18 protein-coding genes and 1 pseudogene are annotated in these 18,289 nt (G+C 43.3%); 15 read left to right on the top strand and 4 right to left on the bottom strand.

The window, feature by feature from the left end:
• The first annotated feature begins 749 nt into the window (after nucleotides 1–749).
• From PODO_RS31870 to PODO_RS30005, 4 genes are all read left to right on the top strand, one after another.
• Nucleotides 750–1,085 (top strand): hypothetical protein, encoded by a 336-nt coding sequence (locus PODO_RS31870; protein ID WP_244886465.1) that lies wholly within the window; start codon nucleotides 750–752, stop codon nucleotides 1,083–1,085.
• Nucleotides 1,086–2,228 (top strand): DNA polymerase III subunit beta, encoded by a 1,143-nt coding sequence (gene dnaN, locus PODO_RS11175; protein WP_038570077.1) that lies wholly within the window; start codon nucleotides 1,086–1,088, stop codon nucleotides 2,226–2,228. It begins immediately after the preceding gene.
• A gap of 567 nt (nucleotides 2,229–2,795) precedes the next feature.
• Complete coding sequence (locus PODO_RS11180) at nucleotides 2,796–3,680, top strand: EFR1 family ferrodoxin (RefSeq protein WP_038570079.1); 885 nt, start codon at nucleotides 2,796–2,798, stop codon at nucleotides 3,678–3,680.
• Between the two features lie 3 nt (nucleotides 3,681–3,683).
• Nucleotides 3,684–4,304 (top strand): hypothetical protein, encoded by a 621-nt coding sequence (locus PODO_RS30005; RefSeq protein ID WP_052096962.1) that lies wholly within the window; start codon nucleotides 3,684–3,686, stop codon nucleotides 4,302–4,304.
• 110 nt (nucleotides 4,305–4,414) lie between these two features.
• Here PODO_RS30005 and PODO_RS11190 read toward each other — a convergent pair whose 3' ends face one another.
• Nucleotides 4,415–5,032: a nitroreductase family protein gene (locus PODO_RS11190; RefSeq protein WP_036685885.1), complete on the bottom strand. Its 618-nt coding sequence runs from the start codon at nucleotides 5,030–5,032 to the stop codon at nucleotides 4,415–4,417.
• A gap of 245 nt (nucleotides 5,033–5,277) precedes the next feature.
• Between PODO_RS11190 and PODO_RS11195 the strand changes: the two genes are divergently transcribed.
• The 4 genes from PODO_RS11195 (at nucleotide 5,278) to PODO_RS11210 (ending at nucleotide 8,750) form a co-directional block, all read left to right on the top strand.
• A complete protein-coding gene (locus PODO_RS11195) occupies nucleotides 5,278–6,096 on the top strand; it encodes a DUF2785 domain-containing protein (RefSeq protein WP_244886466.1) in 819 nt (272 codons plus the stop codon).
• Nucleotides 6,097–6,296: 200 nt separating this feature from the next.
• A complete protein-coding gene (locus tag PODO_RS11200) occupies nucleotides 6,297–6,740 on the top strand; it encodes a helical membrane plugin domain-containing protein (RefSeq protein WP_036685888.1) in 444 nt (147 codons plus the stop codon).
• A gap of 40 nt (nucleotides 6,741–6,780) precedes the next feature.
• Nucleotides 6,781–7,959: an NAD(P)/FAD-dependent oxidoreductase gene (locus PODO_RS11205; protein ID WP_036685891.1), complete on the top strand. Its 1,179-nt coding sequence runs from the start codon at nucleotides 6,781–6,783 to the stop codon at nucleotides 7,957–7,959.
• A 164-nt stretch (nucleotides 7,960–8,123) separates the two neighbouring features.
• On the top strand, nucleotides 8,124–8,750 hold the full coding sequence (locus PODO_RS11210) for an SGNH/GDSL hydrolase family protein (protein ID WP_038570083.1): 627 nt from the start codon (nucleotides 8,124–8,126) through the stop codon (nucleotides 8,748–8,750).
• 81 nt (nucleotides 8,751–8,831) lie between these two features.
• Here the strand turns inward: PODO_RS11210 and PODO_RS30525 are convergent.
• Nucleotides 8,832–10,183 (bottom strand): IS3 family transposase gene (locus PODO_RS30525; RefSeq protein ID WP_141118633.1). Its coding sequence is split into 2 segments (ribosomal slippage): nucleotides 8,832–9,796 and nucleotides 9,796–10,183, totalling 1,353 coding nucleotides; the frame shifts between segments, so codons are not numbered across the junction.
• A gap of 232 nt (nucleotides 10,184–10,415) precedes the next feature.
• On the opposite strand from PODO_RS30525, the gene PODO_RS11225 reads away from it, so the two are divergent.
• Entirely contained in the window at nucleotides 10,416–11,402 is a 987-nt protein-coding gene (locus tag PODO_RS11225) for a YhfM domain-containing protein (protein ID WP_155288119.1), read from the top strand.
• A gap of 32 nt (nucleotides 11,403–11,434) precedes the next feature.
• Nucleotides 11,435–12,181, top strand: a complete 747-nt coding sequence (map, locus tag PODO_RS11230) for a type I methionyl aminopeptidase (protein ID WP_038570087.1) — start codon at nucleotides 11,435–11,437, stop codon at nucleotides 12,179–12,181.
• A gap of 196 nt (nucleotides 12,182–12,377) precedes the next feature.
• Here the strand turns inward: map and PODO_RS11235 are convergent, their stop codons facing one another.
• Both PODO_RS11235 and PODO_RS11240 read right to left on the bottom strand, forming a co-directional pair.
• Nucleotides 12,378–13,466 (bottom strand): hypothetical protein, encoded by a 1,089-nt coding sequence (locus PODO_RS11235; protein WP_036685899.1) that lies wholly within the window; start codon nucleotides 13,464–13,466, stop codon nucleotides 12,378–12,380.
• A 33-nt stretch (nucleotides 13,467–13,499) separates the two neighbouring features.
• Nucleotides 13,500–14,486, bottom strand: coding sequence for a hypothetical protein (locus tag PODO_RS11240; protein WP_038570088.1), 987 nt, complete (start codon nucleotides 14,484–14,486; stop codon nucleotides 13,500–13,502).
• 221 nt (nucleotides 14,487–14,707) lie between these two features.
• Between PODO_RS11240 and PODO_RS11245 the strand changes: the two genes are divergently transcribed.
• The 5 genes and pseudogenes from PODO_RS11245 to PODO_RS11260 all read left to right on the top strand — a co-directional run bounded on the left by PODO_RS11245 (nucleotide 14,708) and on the right by PODO_RS11260 (nucleotide 18,286).
• Nucleotides 14,708–15,511, top strand: a complete 804-nt coding sequence (locus tag PODO_RS11245; RefSeq protein ID WP_235219536.1) for an electron transfer flavoprotein subunit beta/FixA family protein — start codon at nucleotides 14,708–14,710, stop codon at nucleotides 15,509–15,511.
• Nucleotides 15,508–15,594, top strand: a pseudogene (locus PODO_RS32305) (4Fe-4S binding protein); the annotation flags it as partial. The gene PODO_RS11245 and the pseudogene PODO_RS32305, both read left to right, overlap by 4 nt.
• Nucleotides 15,595–15,669: 75 nt before the next feature.
• Nucleotides 15,670–16,710, top strand: coding sequence for an electron transfer flavoprotein subunit alpha/FixB family protein (locus tag PODO_RS11250; protein ID WP_244886467.1), 1,041 nt, complete (start codon nucleotides 15,670–15,672; stop codon nucleotides 16,708–16,710).
• Nucleotides 16,707–17,402 (top strand): hypothetical protein, encoded by a 696-nt coding sequence (locus PODO_RS11255; protein WP_038570092.1) that lies wholly within the window; start codon nucleotides 16,707–16,709, stop codon nucleotides 17,400–17,402. The genes PODO_RS11250 and PODO_RS11255 overlap by 4 nt, the downstream gene beginning before the upstream one ends.
• Before the next feature lie 26 nt (nucleotides 17,403–17,428).
• On the top strand, nucleotides 17,429–18,286 hold the full coding sequence (locus PODO_RS11260; RefSeq protein WP_038570095.1) for a hypothetical protein: 858 nt from the start codon (nucleotides 17,429–17,431) through the stop codon (nucleotides 18,284–18,286).
• Nucleotides 18,287–18,289: the final 3 nt, after the last annotated feature.

An 18,289-nucleotide genomic window follows, 5' to 3' on the forward strand; every position in this document is an offset into this window, starting at 1 on the left:
TGAGGCGAGCTATTTTTACATGAGTAGGGAGTTCTGCGGCAAAGGTGATGGGTTGAGTAGGGAAGGGAGTCTTAGGAGATGGTGAGTGAGAGGGGAGGAAGGTTGGGCTAGTGGCGTGATGAGGGTGAGTGGAGGGGAGGAAGGTTGGGCTAGTGGCATGATGAGGGTGAGTGAGAGGGGAGGAAGATTGGGTTAGTGGCATGATGAGGGTGTGCGTGAGGGGATAGAAGTTGGGTTAGTGGCGTGATGAGGGTGTGTGAGAGGGAATGAAGGTTGGGCTAGTGGCGTGATGAGGGTGAGTGCGTGTGTCCGGGAGCGGGCAAACGGGATAGTTGCAGTTTATACACTTATTTGCAGGAGATAAGAAGCTTAGTCACTTTTAGTTGCATTTGGTGCAGTTAAAAGAAGTCTTTTCACACTAATTTGTTAATATCGTTGAATTTAGTTGCAGAGAATACACTTATTTCGCTCGGGCAGCACTATGTATTGTTTATAGTTGTATAAAGTGCAATTAACTCATACATTCACAAAAAAATTTAAGCAAAATAAAAAATCCATGGGTTAACGTTGCAATACCCAACTCATACCCAACTCATACCAAACTCATGCCCAGCCCACCACACACACTCCGATCTTTGGGGTGTTTTTTTGTGGTTAGAATTGTGGTGGATTAATGGCGATTATGGTATTATGAAATTAGTGAATATATTGATTTAAGTTACTAAATTCAAATATGGAGGTGTGAGGGATTGGGTGATCATAAATTCGAAGGCGAACACAAGGGGAGCAGTATTAGCGAAATTAAAGATAAAGTCACTAGCGATAGCGCAAGTAACAACGAGGATAAAGTCAAAGTAGGTGTAGCTACTAAAGATGGGCAGTTGGGGTTTCTTTTTACAAGGGGAGGTCTTCGGGAGGGTGCGGGTAGAAAAAGCACTGGTGTAACTAAAAAGGTATCTTTGACGTTATCTGAGGACGTTTGGCAGGAGATAGAGCAGGCTTGTGCGGATCAGAACGCATCTCGCTCTCAAGTATTTCGGAACATTATTGAGGCGCATTTTGTAAAGGAATCTAAGGAGAGTTAGGTGAAGTCTTTGCTAATCCATGTATTAAAAGATTCTCTGAGTACCGCTTTACAGGCAGCATTAAAAGCCATATCCGCGAATAGTTCCTCACGTGTTCTATCTGGAATACTTATTCAAGCGCAAACTCAGGGTCTGATATTAACAGCCAGCAATATAAGAATGACCATTGAATATAAGCTCCCTGTAAAAATGGATTCGGTGGTTGTGCACAACACAGGTGAGATCGTAGTTCCCGCACGTTATTTTTATGAGATCATTCGTAAGCTTGATCCTGGACTAATTAGGCTGGAAATCGTAGAGTCATTGATATTAAATATTCAATCAGGGAACACTCAATTTCGTTTATGTGGAATGGATGCAGCAGAGTTTCCGAGAATCCAATACATAGATCATCCAAATATTCAAAGGATAAGCATGAAGAACATTCTCTTGAAGCAAATATTTAAAAGAGTGGTTTTTGCGGTCTCTTCATCGGAAACCAGACCTGTGCTCACAGGAGTTTTGCTTCAAATAGATAAGCGAAATATTCGTGTAGTCGCCACTGATGGCATCCGCTTCGCCCAGCATATTGTTGAAAGCATAGAAGATTACGGTGCAATTCCTTTAGATGTTGTAATCCCGGGCAGCAGCCTGGAGGATCTTTTAAAAATATTAAGCGATGATGCAGACAGCAGCACCGATTTAGAAATAGGCCCCAAGCAGATCAGATTTATTTCTAATGGATTGAGGGTTCAGTCTGCCCTTTTAGAAGGAACTTATCCCTCTGTCAATAATTTAATCCCAAAAGCGTATCTCTCCGAAGTGATTGTTAAGACAGACCGTTTGTTACATGTGGTTGAACGTATTTCTATATTGGCTGGTGAGAGTGTTATGCTCAGCGTACTTCCTTCTAACACGCTAAGTTTAGTGTCCAAGACTGCAGAAATTGGGGATGTAAAAGAAGAGATTCCTTTGGATCATCTAGAGGGTGATCATTTTCGAGTAGCCTTTAACGGAAAATATTTCAGGGACATCCTTCGGGCGATAGATAGTGAGACGCTTAGAATAAGGTTCGCGGGAAAAGAAAGGCCGCTGGTGATCCTGCCTGTAGACGCATCTTCGTCCACACTTTTTTTAATTACTCCTGTGAGGACGCATGATTGAGGATATGTTAATTGCAGTATTTGAGTAGATTTGGGTGAATAGCTGCAACTGAGTCCGAGCAATTGCTGAAAAGAACGCCACCTGCCAAATCTGCTCCTAAACGTGCTAACCAGTGCTTAAACTAACTGTCTATGGCTCAACTTATCTACTCCGTGCGCGGAATTAGCTGCCTATTGCTCAACCTATCTACACCGTGCGGAATTAGCTACCTATAGCTCAACCTATCTACTCCGTGCACGAAATTAGTTACCTATAGCACAATCTATCCGCCTACGTCTCGAAACCAGTTACCTTTTGCTCGATCTAGATCGTAGCGGACCGTACTGCAGCTATTTCAGCATATGGGTTTATTTTGCGAAGGTTTCGGACTGTATAGCACCTATTGCCCTTGATTTACTCAGAAAAGGAGTACATTTGAGCGAATAGCTGCAACTGAGTCCGATAGTGTGGCAAAACGAGCGAAATTATAGAAATAAGAGCAACTGAGTCCGAAATAGCCCAAACCCACTTCAGCATCACAGCTTTCCCAGACGGGAATGAGGTATATTTGATCTGGGAGGGGATGGAATGCATAATGCAAAGACGGCCATATTTTATTTCTCAGGTACTGGCAATACGGAGATTATTGCTAAGCAATTTGCTGAAAGGCTAAGAAGTAAAGGGCAAGACGTAGATTTGTTTAGAGTGGAAGATATTATTAAAGGCACTCGTTCTGTAGAATATGAAGCCTATGATCTTATAGGTATTGGTCATCCGGTTCTAGGCTTTGGCGCTTCCGGTTTTGTTGAACATTTTGCAGATCAGCTGCCTGAATGTAATGGAACCCCGGCATTTGTATTCAAAACGGCATCCTCTCCACACTATATCAATAACGGTGCTTCGAATACGGTTCTTCGTTCTTTGCGTGGGAAGGGATATATCCCTTTTCACAATTCCATTTTGGCGATGCCATGTAATTTTTATATCAAATATGATGACAGGTTGAATAAGCAGTTGTACCAAGCCGCACAGCGTAAGGTGGAATTGTTTGCAGAGGAAATCGTAAACCGAACACCACGAAATCTGCCGATTCACCCTGTGTTGGAGCGGGTTCTGAGAACAGTATATTATTGTGAGGAACACCAAGGGGGAAAATACTTCGCAAAAGGATTGCGTACAACGGACGCTTGCACACTATGTTTAAAATGTGTCAGCAACTGTCCAACATCCAATATTAGTAGCGGCGTAGAAGGAATTGTTTTCAGTCAAAATTGTTTATTATGTATGCGTTGTGTTTATTCTTGTCCTCAGAAGGCAATCCAAGCGACAAGACTGAAGGCTAGCGTAGTAGATCCCTATACTGGAGGTCCGAATCTTCATAAACTAATGAAGGATTCTGCGAATGATGGACGGTTTGTTACTCCCAAATCCAAGGGCTACTATAAGCATTTTATTAAGTATTTGGAGGAATGACATATGAATCTGTTTCGGATGGGATCTAAGCCACTGGGGATTGAGCGGATCAGCACATTTTTGGAGGATAATTATGTGAGTATCGGCTACCCCGGAATAGGGGATCTGGAGAATCTAAGCATAGAGGAACTTCGTGATCGATTAATCGGTACTTACCAATATAGTGAGCCGGAGCTTATGCAACATCTGCAAGCCCTTCAGCTATTTGTACATACGATGCAAGATGGAGATTATGTGCTGGTGGCCGATGGAGATTGGGTACATCTCGGAGACCTCGGAGATTATTTTTACAACGAGTTAAATGATAATGTTGACGAGGGTACATGCCATCGGCGTGGTGTAACGTGGTTGAAAAGTCTGCCGATTTCTGAACTAAACACAGGCGTGCGGGAGTTATTTAACCAAAGTGCACCGGTTGTACAATATAAGGGTCCAAAACCAAGTGCTCGCTTGGATCTGTGGATTACAGGTGTTTCTGCTAATGAACAAGAAGTGAATAGTCCGCTGCAATTGGATGAGGAGATGCTCTCTAAGGCGCTTAATATTTTGAAAGAAGCTTTGATTTGTGATGACTCCGAACGACGGGAACGAGCAGCGATTGCCATTTTACAATATGCGAAGTAAAACTTCTTCTGTATAACGAGCGCATGGTCGACTATCTTCATGATGAGTTTCAATTAAAAAACGTTCCACCCGCTACTTGCCTCGGATGGAACGTTTTGCTGTATCTATAATCAGATGAACTCAACGAATTCGTTGACTGGCTTACGGTAGCCGCGGGGTCTGATTTTATGTTTTTTGTCTTTGCCGATCGTGATCAGCATAACAGGTACCATATGATCCGGCAGATTCAAGGTGGATTGGATAACATCAGCATCGAAGCCGATCATCGGGCAGGTATCCCAGCCTTTATCTTTGGCGATCAGCATAAAGTGCATGGCCGAGAGAGAGGCATTACGTATTGCTTCATCTCTTTGAAAAGCATCCTTATCAATGTAAGCATTGTTAATCATCTCTATTTGCTCATCATATTCCTCTTGTGACATCGCTCCTAAAGCTTTAAGCCCGCCATAGATTTCTGGAGCCTGCTGATAAGCATGCTTATCTCCTAGCACTACAATAACTGCTGAAGCAGTATGGATTTTATATTGGCCGTAAGCCGCTTCGCGAATTTCTTCTTTTAAGCTCTCGTTAGATATCACTTTGTAATTTGTATGCTGTAGATTATAGGCCGATGGTGCCAATCTGGCGTAAGAGAACATTTCCTCTAATTCATTTTGAGGGATGGTGACCCCTTCCACAAAATTCATAGCGGATCTGCGGGACTGAATCAAGTCTGTAAAAGCGCTCATAAGTATTCCTCCGTTGTGTATGTATTCGGTTGTAAAATATAAACACCTGATATTTGTAAATGTACTAACTAAATGTTACTAACTAAAAATAACACAGCCTATAAAATTCGTCAATGATAAAATTTATTGAAGTTAATCTTGAATACCCTGTTGTCAAAAAATAGGACATAAATTAGGATATTAGGATATGTAAAAACACGGTGAATGAAAGGGTGGATAAATTGATTAATAGTAGAGAACGATTGATGATAGATTTACAAAGAATCGAAGAGAATGACTACGAGCTTAGAAGTGGACAGGACATAAAGGATTATGTGAAGTTGATGCTTGAGCATTTAGGAGATCCCGAGCCTGTGCTGCGTGATGAATTGATTTATTCCACATTCTACAAATGGATTAATGAGAAACATTGGTTTAATGATGCGGAGCTTCGTGAACTGCTGTGGATACTCCTTGACGAGCAGCATCTATTTTATCACATTGGGAACAAAGAAGATCAGACGGTGTATACAAGAACATTTTCTGTATTGGTTGTTGCTCTTATTCTCCAGCGGAATAGGGAAAAGGCTATATTGGATAGCTCTGAATTTACAAAGGTGAAGCAGGGTTTAATTCGTTATTATAAGGAAGAACGGGATTTAAGAGGTTATATGGAAAAAGAAGGCTGGGCACACGCAGCAGCCCATGGCGCAGACGCCTTGGATGAGCTGGTTTTATGCTCGGAGAGTGATGCCGAGGTGCGGGAAGAGGTTCTGACAGTTGTTCAAAAGATGCTTTATAACGATCAATACATATTCAGGGAGGAAGAAGATGAACGGATTGCTACTATTATAGTTACAATCATCGATCATCATTTACTTCCACAGCAGTCTATAACCGAGTGGATTCTCAACTTGGCGCAATGTGGCAGTTGGCCTAGAAGCCACAGCCAGTATGTTACTCGAATAAATACAAAGAACTTCCTGCGTTCTCTTTATTTCAGGTTACTTCTAATAGAGAAGAATATGGACATTGTGGATGTTTTGTTGAAAACTGAGAAGAATTTGAATGAATTTGTACATTAATTCACTCAAACGGTTTTAATTAACACTGGTAATTTAAATAATTTATTATAATGTAATAAAAATCACAAAATTTTATGGAAATTCAAAAACTTTGTGACATTTATAACTTGATAAGTGCTATAATAGAAATATGGCGTTAAAAGTTCTTATGTTTTTCATTACTATTAAGCAGCAAAGCTTATTGCAGAGGAGATTTGGATATGTCAGAATCAATCACTCAAACACAACCTGAACAAGAATCACCAAAAGTAGCTGTTAGCAAGGAACAAATGGATGTTCTAGAGCAGCTCTTGAAACCAGAAGTTCAGGAATCATTAACAGTCTTGGTGGAACAGCTGCCAAAATTAACTGAGCTTGTTGGCGTGCTTACAAAGTCCTATGACTTTGTGCAAACTGTCGCAGCGGATGATGTCTTGAAAAGTGATACGGTAAGTGCAATTAAAGAACTTGCTGAACCTGTAGTGCATTCCGCGAAGAATATGGCAGCTACAGTGATCGAAGCAAAAGATCGTGCGAATGAAAGTAACGAAGTTATTGGTCTTTTTGGTCTTATGAAGTTGTTGAAAGATCCACAAGCACAAAAGCTTTTCCGTTTCGTAAATGCATACCTTCAAGTTGCTGGAGAACGCAGTAAGCAGAAATAATCATTTTCATATCTTATTCGTAAGGGACGGAGGAAACATCATGTCTAAACATATTGTCATTCTAGGAGCAGGTTATGGTGGTCTACTAAGCGCCTTAACCGTACGCAAGTATCTCAAAAAAGATGAAGCTAAAATTACTGTAGTTAATCAGTATCCTACCCACCAAATCATCACAGAATTGCATCGTCTTGCAGCAGGTAGTGTTGCAGAGGGTGCTGTTGCTATGCCTCTAACTAAGCTTTTCGCAGGTAAAGATATTGACCTGAAAATCGCGAAGGTTAATTCATTTTCTGTGGAGAACAAACAAATTGTTCTTTCTGATGGTGTGACACTTACTTATGATGCGCTTGTTGTAGGTCTTGGCAGCACTACAGCTTATTTTGGCATTCCAGGGCTTGAACAATACAGTATGGTATTGAAATCAGCTGCAGATGCTAACAAAATTCATCAACATATTGAAGATCGTATTCGTGAATATGCGAAATCGAAAAATGAAGCAGATGCAAACATCCTGATCGGTGGCGGCGGCTTAACCGGCGTTGAGCTTGTTGGTGAAATCGCGGATGTATTGCCTACACTTACTAAAAAATATGGCGTTGATCCTAAAGAAATTAAGCTTATGCTCGTTGAAGCAGGTCCTAAAATCCTTCCAGTATTGCCAGATGCATTGATCGAACGTGCTGTAGCAAGCTTGGAAAAACGTGGTGTACAATTCTTGACAGGTCTTCCTGTTACGAATGTAGAAGGCAATGCGATTGACTTGAAAGACGGTCAAAAAATTATTGCTAACACGTTTGTATGGACTGGTGGCGTACAAGGAAATCCACTCATCGGCGAATCCGGTCTTGAAGTTAACCGCGGTCGTGCAACGGTGAATGAGTTCTTGCAATCCACTTCTCACAAAGATGTATTCGTTGCTGGTGACAGCGCGGTGGTCTTTGCAGAAGATGGACGTCCATACCCTCCAACTGCTCAAATCGCTTGGCAAATGGGTGAATTGATCGGATACAATCTGTATGCCTTCTTGAAAAATAAATCGTTTGAAAGCTTTAGCCCAATCAACTCTGGTACGCTTGCTAGCTTAGGCCGTAAAGACGGTGTAGCCATCGTTGGTGCAAGTTCTACTCCGTTAAAAGGCTTGCCTGCAACTCTGATGAAGGAAGCAAGTAATATTCGTTACTTGTCCCACATTAAAGGATTGTTCAGCCTAGCTTACTAATATAGTTTAACCCTAAACCCTGCTCGAATCTGAGCGGGGTTTTTGTTATTGTTTTTTTAGTGAAATGTTTGCATTATTGATGTTTCGTAGTAGGCTGTATTCATTGTATTTGATATAATAGATTGGGTTATATTAACAGAGGTAGTTAGAGGAGGATTTCATTTATGATATTCCAACAAAACGATGTCATTCTGTTTCAAGGTGACAGCATAACAGACTGGGGACGTAATCATGAAGACGCTTCATCGCTTGGAGTGGGTTATGCAATGATGGTCGCCGCTCGTCTGGGGTATTTATATCCAGAGAAGAATCTTACTTTTATTAACCGTGGCATTGGTGGCAACCGTATTGTTGATTTACAGGGGCGTTGGGATAAGGATTGCCTGGATTTGAAGCCGACTTGGGTGTCCATTTATATTGGAATTAACGACACTTGGCGCCGTTTTGATTCTGGTGAAGAAACCACTCCCAAGCAGTTTGAAGCTTCATATCGGGACCTGATTAAACGCACTCAGAAATCTTTGGATGCTAAATTAGTGCTTATAGAGCCTTTTGTTTTGCCTGTACCGGAAGATCGTAGAACTTGGCGTCAGGATCTTGATCCTAAAATTCATATTGTCCGCGAGCTGGCACGTGAATATGGGGCGCCGCTGGTTCCGCTAGATGGACTTTTTGCAGCGGCCTCCGTAAAAGCAGAACCGGCTTACTGGGCATATGATGGAGTACATCCTACTCCTGCAGGTCATGCACTTATTGCGGATGCTTGGCTCAAAACGATGGGAGCAATCTAATCAATTGTCATTTTAAGACTAGAACCACGCTTTAATAATGAACTGTGACCGTATTTGTGGAAAGTTGAAAAAAGAAGACCTTTAAGAAGCAATTAATAGGTGACTCCTGAATTCATCGGGAGTCATCTTTTTTAATGTCCATTGATATCGCTCGGAGTTATAGTAGGCGATATAGTCATCAACCTTTGTTCGTAATTCCAAGAGAGTCATACATGTCTTGTACTCCAAATCATCCTTCAGATGGCCAAAAAAGCTCTCCATGGCGGCGTTATCCCAGCAGTTCCCTTTCCGTGACATGGACTGTGTAAACCCAGCTTCGCGTACGAGAAGGCGGAATCTAGGGTGAGTATAGTGCATTCCTTGATCCGAATGCAAAAGGGCTTCTGGATGAATATTGCCATCCAGTCGTTCAAGTAGTTTCTCCAGTGTTCGTTCTACAATTGGCATAGCCAATGAAGAAGAGAGGTAGTGAGCTAAAATTTGTCTCGTAGCCCCGTCTTTCACCACGGATAAATAAGCACATTGTCCATTACCATAATGCATATAGGTAATATCCGTCAGCAGCACTTTCTCAGGCTCTCCTTGGTCAAACTGGCGCTTGAGTAGGTTGGGACATGTTTGGTGCTCTTGTGTGGCTTTTGCCATCTTGCGATAGGGATTTGCTTGCCGGATCGTAGCAACAAGCTTATATTTTCGCATTAATCTTCGAATCTTTTTATGATTCATGATGATACCATTCTCCCGTTCCAGCCACATCTTCACGACCAATGCTCCAGCTTTACCATTCAAAGCGTCATAGTGTTTCTTGATAAGGAAAGCGTCTCGTTCGTCTGCCTTCTCTCGCAACTGTCTTGCTTCCTCAGCGACTTGCCAACGGTAATATCCGCTTAAGCTCACACAAGCTAGCTTACACAAATAACGCGTCATTCGCTGCAGACCGTGCTTACGTATCGTTTGGTTAATAATTTCGTAGCGCTCGGAGGGGGTCAACGTTTCCTCTGCATCTTCTGCTTTTCGAGCGCCTCCAGCTTTTTTAAGAAGTCGTTCTCCATCTCCAGAAGCTTGATTCGTGCTTCTGCACGTTTTAACTTTTCCTCGGTAGAAAGTTCCCCTGTCGGTCGTCTGCCCGGGGATCCTTTTCCTCGTTGTTCCTCTAGTAGTCCAGCCTCTCCCAGAGCATTATATGTATTACGCCAACGGGTTAGGCAATGCTTAGGCTTCTTGCGACCGATAATATCTAGGTTAAATCCTGCGCTAAGGAAGATCTCCATTGGGGCTTGGCCTTCCTTATAGGCCTTAACCGCAGCCAACTTAAACGTTGGTGAATAGGTAATACTCTTTTCCGTCACGTTCTCTACATTTGGATTGTTCTCTAGTTGTTTGATCTCATTTTCGTTGAATATCCTTGAGCTTCCTCTTGTTTTGTTATTCATGAAGGCTTCCTCCGTTATTTCGATATTTCGATTAAAACACAAAATGACCCGTAAGAGGGTCACTTTTTTCAAAGTTTCCATCTTACGGGTCACAGTTCATAAGCAGGTTGTAGTCTTTTTTTAATCGCGTGTTAGTAAAGTCGTTTTTATATATTTATAGACACTGTTATAATTGGAATATGCTTATGTATTGGAGGCGATTCGCATTAGGCGGTTAATATGGATAGCACCTTTGTTATTGGTCGTAGTGTTAAGCGGATGTAAAAGTGATTTGGGCTTCATCAATGCCAGATGGATCGAAGGCGTGTCGTTGACACCCGTGGCAACTAGTGATCAGAAACAAGCGGATCGTCCTTTGCACTCAGAGAGCTTAACGCTAAAGGATTCTGTTTTGATCAAGACGCTTGCGGAGGCTATGAACAAGAGTAAAAAATTTTCTGATGATCTGGATTGGGGTCCGGAATTTGAAATGAAGCTTGTTTATGGGGACGGCTATTCGGAAGACTATTACATAGCGCTTGGAGATCAACTTGGACATGAAGGGATGTTTACTACAGCGGAGAACAGCAGTCAGGGCTACACGATTCCTGTAAAAAACTCTGACCAGTTAAGAAAGCTCATTTATGGAACAATCGATACGGAGAACATTGAACAGGCAGACCCTGTGGAGACTTCTGTCGAGGTAAAAGGTCCAGTAACCCTATCACATAATGAACTGTCTCCGGTCACAGGCAGAGCGGGATTTTTAAATCTGCAACTGCTAGAGGGGACATATAGCGAAGATTGGACTACACCCAGTCCGTTAACGGGAAGAAACTGGAGTGGCCGATTTAGGCTAGTAGTGACTGATGAGCGTGGAAAAACGCTGAGTAGCTATCCGTTAAATGATCAATTTGCCCAGACCTTTAATGATTTTTTCCAGCTTCAGTTTGAGGATTATAATGGAGATGGTGATCCCGATTTTACGATCGGACAATATGGAACGAGTAACGGTTATTTCTATAAGCTTTTTACACTCAGAAGAAATAACGTGATAGAAGAACTGCCTATTAAACCTGAAAATCAGTTGTTTATCAGCAGTCCTGAGCGGTATTCCATAAAGCTGGATAAAGTTGATGAGCATAGCTTCAAGAGAAGTTACTACGATAACGCAGCAGGCAAACAAGTGGAAGATACTTTTCAGTGGGTAGGGAGTGCATTTCAGAGGCTGGATAATTGATTAATTCATGAAGTGAGAGGAATGTGTGTTGGATGACAAGTGATACGGTACAAGATTTAGAAGGGTTAAAAGCTATTGGAAAAGTGGTGGGCCACACCATCGCCGAGATGAAAAAGAAAGTAACCCCTGGGATGACGACTGCGGAGTTGGATCTTATTGGAGCTGAGATTCTGGAAAGCTTCGGAGCATCCTCAGCCCCGAAGATAACTTATAATTTCCCGGGCAGCACCTGCATCAGTGTGAACGAAGAGGTTGCTCATGGTATTCCGGGTCCGAGAGTGATTAATGCTGGCGATTTGATCAACATTGATGTCTCTGCTGAGCTGAATGGGTATTATGGGGATGCTGGCGTTTCTTTTCAACTGCCGCCCTATAACGATGATATTCTGCGTTTATGCACGAGTACTGAGGAAACCATGATGAGTGTGATCAATCATCTGCGGGCAGGGATGAAGGTTAACGAGATCGGCAGAATGATGGAACTTGAAGCTCGCAAACGCGGTTATAGAGTGGTGCGTAATCTGTGCAGCCATGGAATTGGCAAATCACTGCATGAGAAGCCTTTTGAAATTCTACCCTTCTATAATCCAAGAGTGACCACAGTACTGAAGGAAGGACAAGTAATTACAGTAGAGCCTTTCCTCTCGACTGGAGCGGACTATGTGGAGCAGCAATCGGATGGCTGGACGCTAAGTGTTGTAGATAACGGTCGGGTAGCGCAGTTTGAACATACGATTATCGTGACTAAAGGTGAGCCTATTATTCTGACTAGTGTGTAAGCCCGAATAGCGACTTAAAGGGGTGGAGGATGGAGGGGGATATGAGCAAAAGCCCTTACCCGGACCCTCCGTTCCTTCCATGTCGTTAGCGAAGATGTTATTAGCCGTGATAAGTGGCAATGCGGTAAATGCTTTAAAGAGACCTGTCTATTTGACAAGTCTCTTTTTTTCTAGGATGAGGCGTTACGCTTATATCCTATATTTGGCATAAATTATCGATGTTTTTTTCAATGGAATGATAAAACAGGTCTTCCGCATGAAGGACATAGGCCATGTATTCTTCCATCTGGTCAGTAAGTGTAAATTCATTCATGATATACTGCCTGGTCATAACATTCCTTAAAAGTTCCCATTGTTCGATGCTTTGCCGAGCACAATGAATGACATCGCTGAGAGCATTAGGATTTGCTAAGGAATTCAGCAGCAACAGCAATACTTTTTTTCGATCTGAATGACGGGTGAGCGTCGTCCGGGTTAAAGAGTAAAGGTCATGGGGGCGGTTTGAAATCTTTGTATTGAGGATGAAACGTCCACTTGCAAACAGATTGTTCAGTTCCTGGATGGCTGATCGTCCGATATATTCCAGGCGTCCTTCGGTACAAGAGGGCGGCTTATAATAATTCGATAGTGCGGTTCTTAAAATGAGCGAGGCTCGGGCTGGCAATTCAGCAAGCTCATCTTGATTAGGATGCACTGTGAAACAGGAAAACTGCCGATTGTAGGCATCCATAAACGAAGTTTTGGCATCTTGACCGATATTTTTGTTATGCGGATAAGGCTTGAAATACTCTTTGTTGTAATTTATATAATTGTCCAAGAAATAAAAATCAGTTGCCGTCTGCCCTAGGATCAAAAATATATGCCCATCCACAATATGATCTGTTTCCAGAGCCGGGTTTAATTCAAATGTTCTATAAAAGGGGACTCGTTTCATTAACGTATTGACAAATACGACTTCGTTATTTGCTAACAGTGTCTCTATCGTCTGGATGGCTGCCTCTGCATTGTTGCTAAAAGTATGTTTATTAGCGACTGTTATATAATCCTCGGGATCTTTGATCTCGTTCAAGCTTAATTCAAACTGGTCACTGTCAGTATGGGTAACTAATTTCAGATTAAAATCATCTAAAAACATCTTGTACAATACGCTAGAGTCATTGACATACCTCTTTAGCATGAAAAAAATATTACGGGTATAGCAGTTTCCCAGTGACTGTACCTCTGCAATAGGCTCCCCTGCAGAATTATAGTAATATTCCATTTCTAACGTCTGCAACGTCTGCATAATTGTCCCTCCAACTGCTGCTAATTCTCCAATTCATCCCTTGGAGCCGAGCGCGCTTATTATTTCGCCCAATAATTTGGTTTCGTCTGTTTGTATGGTCAACAGAGAATGTTTGAGTGCGTCTAGCACCTTGGGGTCCATGGACAGATTATACCGAAGCACCATATTTCTGTTCAGAAGAGAGCGTTCTTCAAGCTCAGTACAACGCTCAATCCATCGGTCGCTTTGCAGCAGGAGTTTTATTTGTTGGAGATATTTAAGTCTTAAAACCATAAGCTTCTTATGCTCCCACAGCAAATGATAGGCTCTAATGTCAAGCTCAGGGTCATCTTCTTTAGGATGCTCCATTTGATAAATGAGGTGTTGGTACACACTTTGTCCATAGATGCTGGTAGTGGTATGGTTAATAAAATCGAATGAGCGCTTGGAGGATAGATATCGCTGCAAGCTGTCGACAATCTGTTCGACGTTTAAGTCAAATTCTGCATCGATTTTGCTAAGCAAAGTTACACGCGTAATAAAATTTTCTTCCCCGGACAGATAGTCAAAGGCGGATTCCAGTTCGGAAAAGGTGCATTGAGCGGTCATAAATTTACCGCCCGTAATATTGTCCCGAATGCAGACTGTTTGGCGATCAAGATCGTAGCCGTAAATTAATGTCTCGTGAAAACGGTGCTCTTGGCCGAACTCCTGATATGCAGATATAAAGTACCGGTCGAGATGGCACCATACATAGCAATCGCCGTTGATAGAGTCTACTACAAAATCCGTAAAGGAAGACCACTTGGAAATGATGGTTCTAGGCAATATGAACTTATTGAGAAATGGGCAATAATCAACAAGAAGCTCATGATTGTCAAAAAAGTAAGTTTCCCAATCCGTTACATATCTCAGCTGAATGAAGTTGGAATAAACCCAGGGCCATATGCGGTTATCCGAAGAAATAATAGAAAACAAAGTCCCATAGGCGTTGGAAGTATTTATTAGTGGATCGGAAACGGGTAAAGTAATTTTACTCAATTTACACCTCCATATTCCCCTTATATGTAAATGAAAATGAAATAAATGACATTATTATACTATAATAATTGTTCATTCCAATTATGTGATGATAATCATATTATGATAATAAAGGGAAATGGTAATCTGGCGAAGAATAGTACTTTTGGAAACATTTTGACATACGTTTCTCTGATAAAAAAGCAGCAGAATGTGATGGGAGGAGCGATATATTGCGAATAGTGGTTTGTTTAAAGTTTATTGCACACGTGAACAAAGGCGATGTGCGTGGCATTGCTGATGGCCGTAAGATCTCGGCCTCACCGCCACCGAAGGCAACCTTTGAGCTAAACTATCCGGACCGGCAAGCCATCCATGTGGCATTGGAGCTGAAGAATAGCTGTAATGCTAATGTAACTCTTATTTCCATGGCCCCTCCCGGTTGTAAAACGGCTCTGCAGGAGTTTATGGGTTATGGAATCGATGAGGCAGTCCTGCTCAGCGACGCTTCTTTTGCCGGTTCGGATACATTGGCGACATCGCTGGTACTGGCTCGTGCTGTTGAGAAGCTTGGTGGATGTGATCTGGTTCTGACCGGCAGCCATTCAACCGACAGTGATACCGGTCAGGTAGGTCCGGGAATCGGCGAGTATCTAGATATCCCCCACGCGATAAATGTAACACGGTTTGAGGATATTTCGACCGATGAGGTATTGTTCCACCGCCAGCATGACGAAGGGGTAACAACCAGACAGTCTTGCCGGCTTCCGGCAGTATTGAGTATTGGTGGAATGACAGCCGTCTCTGAGTTGAAACCGCTAACAATTGCTGCCAAATTGCATGCCAGAACCAAGGATATTCTGGTATGGTCCTGTCATGACCTTGGCCTTGACCCACAGACGGTTGGTTTGGCAGGCTCGGCTACTGAAGTAGTTTCAGTGTACGAACAGCACTCCGAAAGAAAGGGGATTTTGCTAGAAAGCGATGAATATCTACGGGTATTGGAGCCGATAATCAGCAAAATCAGCGAGGTTAGAAATGGATGATTAGGATTGATCAGGAACAATGCACATATTGCCTCCTGTGTTTAAAACGCTGTCCCGCCGCTGCAATCAAGGATGAGGATGAGGGCTTGCGTATCGACGTTGCGGCATGTACTTATTGCTCAGTCTGCACGTCTTGCTGTCCTAACCAAGCCATTATAATGAAAGACAGGGCACAGGAGACCAGACAACCGTACCCTGAGCATGAGGGTATTTGCCTTGTTGTGGAACATGCTGAAGGCGCTCTCTCCTCATATTTTCCGGAACTGGTTACCGCAGCAAAACAGCTGCAGGCTATGAGAGCCCAGCGCATTTACGCTTTGGTGGTCGGAGAGCGTATAGAAGACCTAGCCCAGCGTCTGCTTCAGTGGGGAGTAGATGAGGTGTGGATGGTGAACAAACCGGGAATACAGCGTTACGCCGAAGATATTCATTATAATTTGATTTCTGCGGTGCTCCGGGATCAAAGACCGTCTGTCGTACTAGGTATGGCTACCGCATGGGGGAGGTCTATTTTCCCCAGAGTCGCAGTTCGCCTGCGGACGGGGCTATGCGCCGATTGCATCGATTTGAAGATGGGACCGGATCACGGGGATTTTATTATCACCAGACCGACGCAAATGGGCGAGCAATTCGCTGAGATAAAAATACCGGCAAGACGGCCGCAAATGGCAACTGTAAAAACCAATTTTTATTCCGCTGCTGAGACCGCACACGTCGCGCAGGGCAAGATTGTTGATCTAAGCTCCCTGTATTCTTGCTCTTCCTCAGTCCTGCAGTTTATGGGAGTAATTGAAGAAGCCGCGGGCAAGGAGAACATCGAGACTACAGAAATTATTGTTGCTGCCGGGAGAGGCATTCAAAACGCAGACAATCTTCGTTTAATCTATGCGCTCGCCGATGCGCTTGGGGGGAAAGTAGCGGTTACCAGACCGCTTGTAGAATGTGGATGGATGGATAGTATGCATCAAGTCGGACTGACAGGTAAAATGGTCAAGCCCAAACTGTACATCGCCTGCGGAGTGTCTGGGGCAGTGCAGCATAAGGTTGGGATGCATCATTCGGAGACGATAATTGCAATAAATACGGATCGCAATGCACCTATCTTTGATTACTCCACATATGGGATCGTAGGCGATCTTTTTACAGTCATACCTGAAATATTGTCGGCATTGAACACAGTACAGGAGGTTGGGCGATGATTGAGAAGGAGCTATTAAGACAACAAACGCTGCATACGATTGGCGTCATGCTCGATGAGCACTTGCTTCAGAAGGAGGATATGTTCAGGTTTCAAAGTGATGTCCACGACACATATTCTCCGGAATACATCCGGAGCGAGATGGAGAATTGGTACAGAACATTAGGAATCGAATATATCATCCAGCGAAAATTTTCACTTCGGATGCCGCAGTTTACTAGAGAAGAATTAGAAGAAGCGGACCGAAGAAACGAGATCATTTTATGTGTTCCCCAAGGCGTCAGTCGCAAGCAATTAGGCTGCTTGTTTAATATCCGCAATTGGGCGCTGGAGAGTGGACTGGTCGCAGCAACTCCGGAAATTGAGGATTTCTGGTTCACCGTTCCGCGGACAACCGAACCGGATATGCTGGATCGGACGGCTGTGGAAATACAGCGTACATACAAGAAAACCGGAAAATTGGGAATGAGTCTGGAGCGGTATCTGGTATTTGTCGCCCGCATGAGGCATCTGACAGGACAAACACCGGATATAAGGACAAAGATGTGGATTACCAACGGCAAATATGAAGGAAAGGCGATGCTTGTGGTTGGTTTCGACTCGGCTGGCGAGTTTACAGCACATGGCTGGATGCCGAATTTCCACTCGCCTATGGTGGGCGGACGTTATACCTGGATACCTGACCATATATAAACAGTAAGGAGACGGTTATTTCGGCTATGTACAATAAGTTCACTGAATCGGGGCCTCAGCCTAGTGTACACTTCACCGCTGCTCGCAAGGCGGAACCGGGTCCTAATGAATTGTTCATTACCAACCGTTTTACTTTAACGGGAACGGTAAAGGACCCATCCTGCTTGCAGCTTTTTCATGGGGCATGCCATTTACCAGGGCATTATCCTTACTCCAGTGTCGGAGTAGTGACTAAAGCGGGGCTTGGAGCAGAGCATCGCGTAGGCCAAGCTCTTGTGTTTTCTCCTCATTATACAAAGGATGTATGTGTCCCTCTGCACAGTGGGGTGGATGGTCAGATCTTTATTTCCAACGACTTAGACCCTGTGACAGCTGCGTTTGTTCCTATGTTTTGTGTGGCACTAAATGTGTGTGAAGAGCTGGCAGATGAAGGCATTAAAACGGTGGAACTGTGGGGAATGGGACTGCTAGGAAAGCTTTTATTAAGGTTGCTTAAGCAGGATGAAGATTTGAGCTTCAGTGTTGAAAAGAAGGAGGCCAAGGATGAGATTTGGGCCGGGTTAAACAGCGGTGTGTGGGACTGCGAGGAGAGAGCCATTGTTGCACTTGATTCGGACCTGCTCTCGCAGGTTCAACGGCATTCGGCTTTAAAAAACCATCCACCAGACCAGCACATACAATTTATTGATCTGACAAGACCTGGAATACTTAAGGAATCCATAACGCATGACCGTATTCAGGAAATCTCTCGCAGAATTGGGAAGCAAGAGCTTGAAGTAACCAGCCTAATTGCCCAACATATTCATGCGGAACATATGGAGCAATTTATCAGGCAAGCGGCGGAAGGCTTTTTTGAAGGGAAAACTGTAGTCTATGACTGGTAGAGG

Origin of the sequence: Paenibacillus odorifer (genome assembly GCF_000758725.1) — a bacterium.
Classification (GTDB): Bacteria; Bacillota; Bacilli; order Paenibacillales; family Paenibacillaceae; genus Paenibacillus_AQ; species Paenibacillus_AQ odorifer.

Bases quoted from the DNA above. Each gene is read 5' to 3' on its own strand.
- PODO_RS11180 (WP_038570079.1), top strand. From the start codon at position 2,796: ATGCATAATGCAAAGACGGCCATATTTTATTTCTCAGGTACTGGCAAT.
- PODO_RS30005 (WP_052096962.1), top strand. From the start codon at position 3,684: ATGAATCTGTTTCGGATGGGATCTAAGCCACTGGGGATTGAGCGGATC.
- PODO_RS11190 (WP_036685885.1), bottom strand. From the start codon at position 5,032: ATGAGCGCTTTTACAGACTTGATTCAGTCCCGCAGATCCGCTATGAAT.
- PODO_RS11195 (WP_244886466.1), top strand. From the start codon at position 5,278: ATGATAGATTTACAAAGAATCGAAGAGAATGACTACGAGCTTAGAAGT.
- PODO_RS11200 (WP_036685888.1), top strand. From the start codon at position 6,297: ATGTCAGAATCAATCACTCAAACACAACCTGAACAAGAATCACCAAAA.
- PODO_RS11205 (WP_036685891.1), top strand. From the start codon at position 6,781: ATGTCTAAACATATTGTCATTCTAGGAGCAGGTTATGGTGGTCTACTA.
- PODO_RS11210 (WP_038570083.1), top strand. From the start codon at position 8,124: ATGATATTCCAACAAAACGATGTCATTCTGTTTCAAGGTGACAGCATA.
- map (WP_038570087.1), top strand. From the start codon at position 11,435: ATGACAAGTGATACGGTACAAGATTTAGAAGGGTTAAAAGCTATTGGA.
- PODO_RS11235 (WP_036685899.1), bottom strand. From the start codon at position 13,466: ATGCAGACGTTGCAGACGTTAGAAATGGAATATTACTATAATTCTGCA.
- PODO_RS11250 (WP_244886467.1), top strand. From the start codon at position 15,670: ATGAAAGACAGGGCACAGGAGACCAGACAACCGTACCCTGAGCATGAG.
- PODO_RS11255 (WP_038570092.1), top strand. From the start codon at position 16,707: ATGATTGAGAAGGAGCTATTAAGACAACAAACGCTGCATACGATTGGC.
- PODO_RS11260 (WP_038570095.1), top strand. From the start codon at position 17,429: ATGTACAATAAGTTCACTGAATCGGGGCCTCAGCCTAGTGTACACTTC.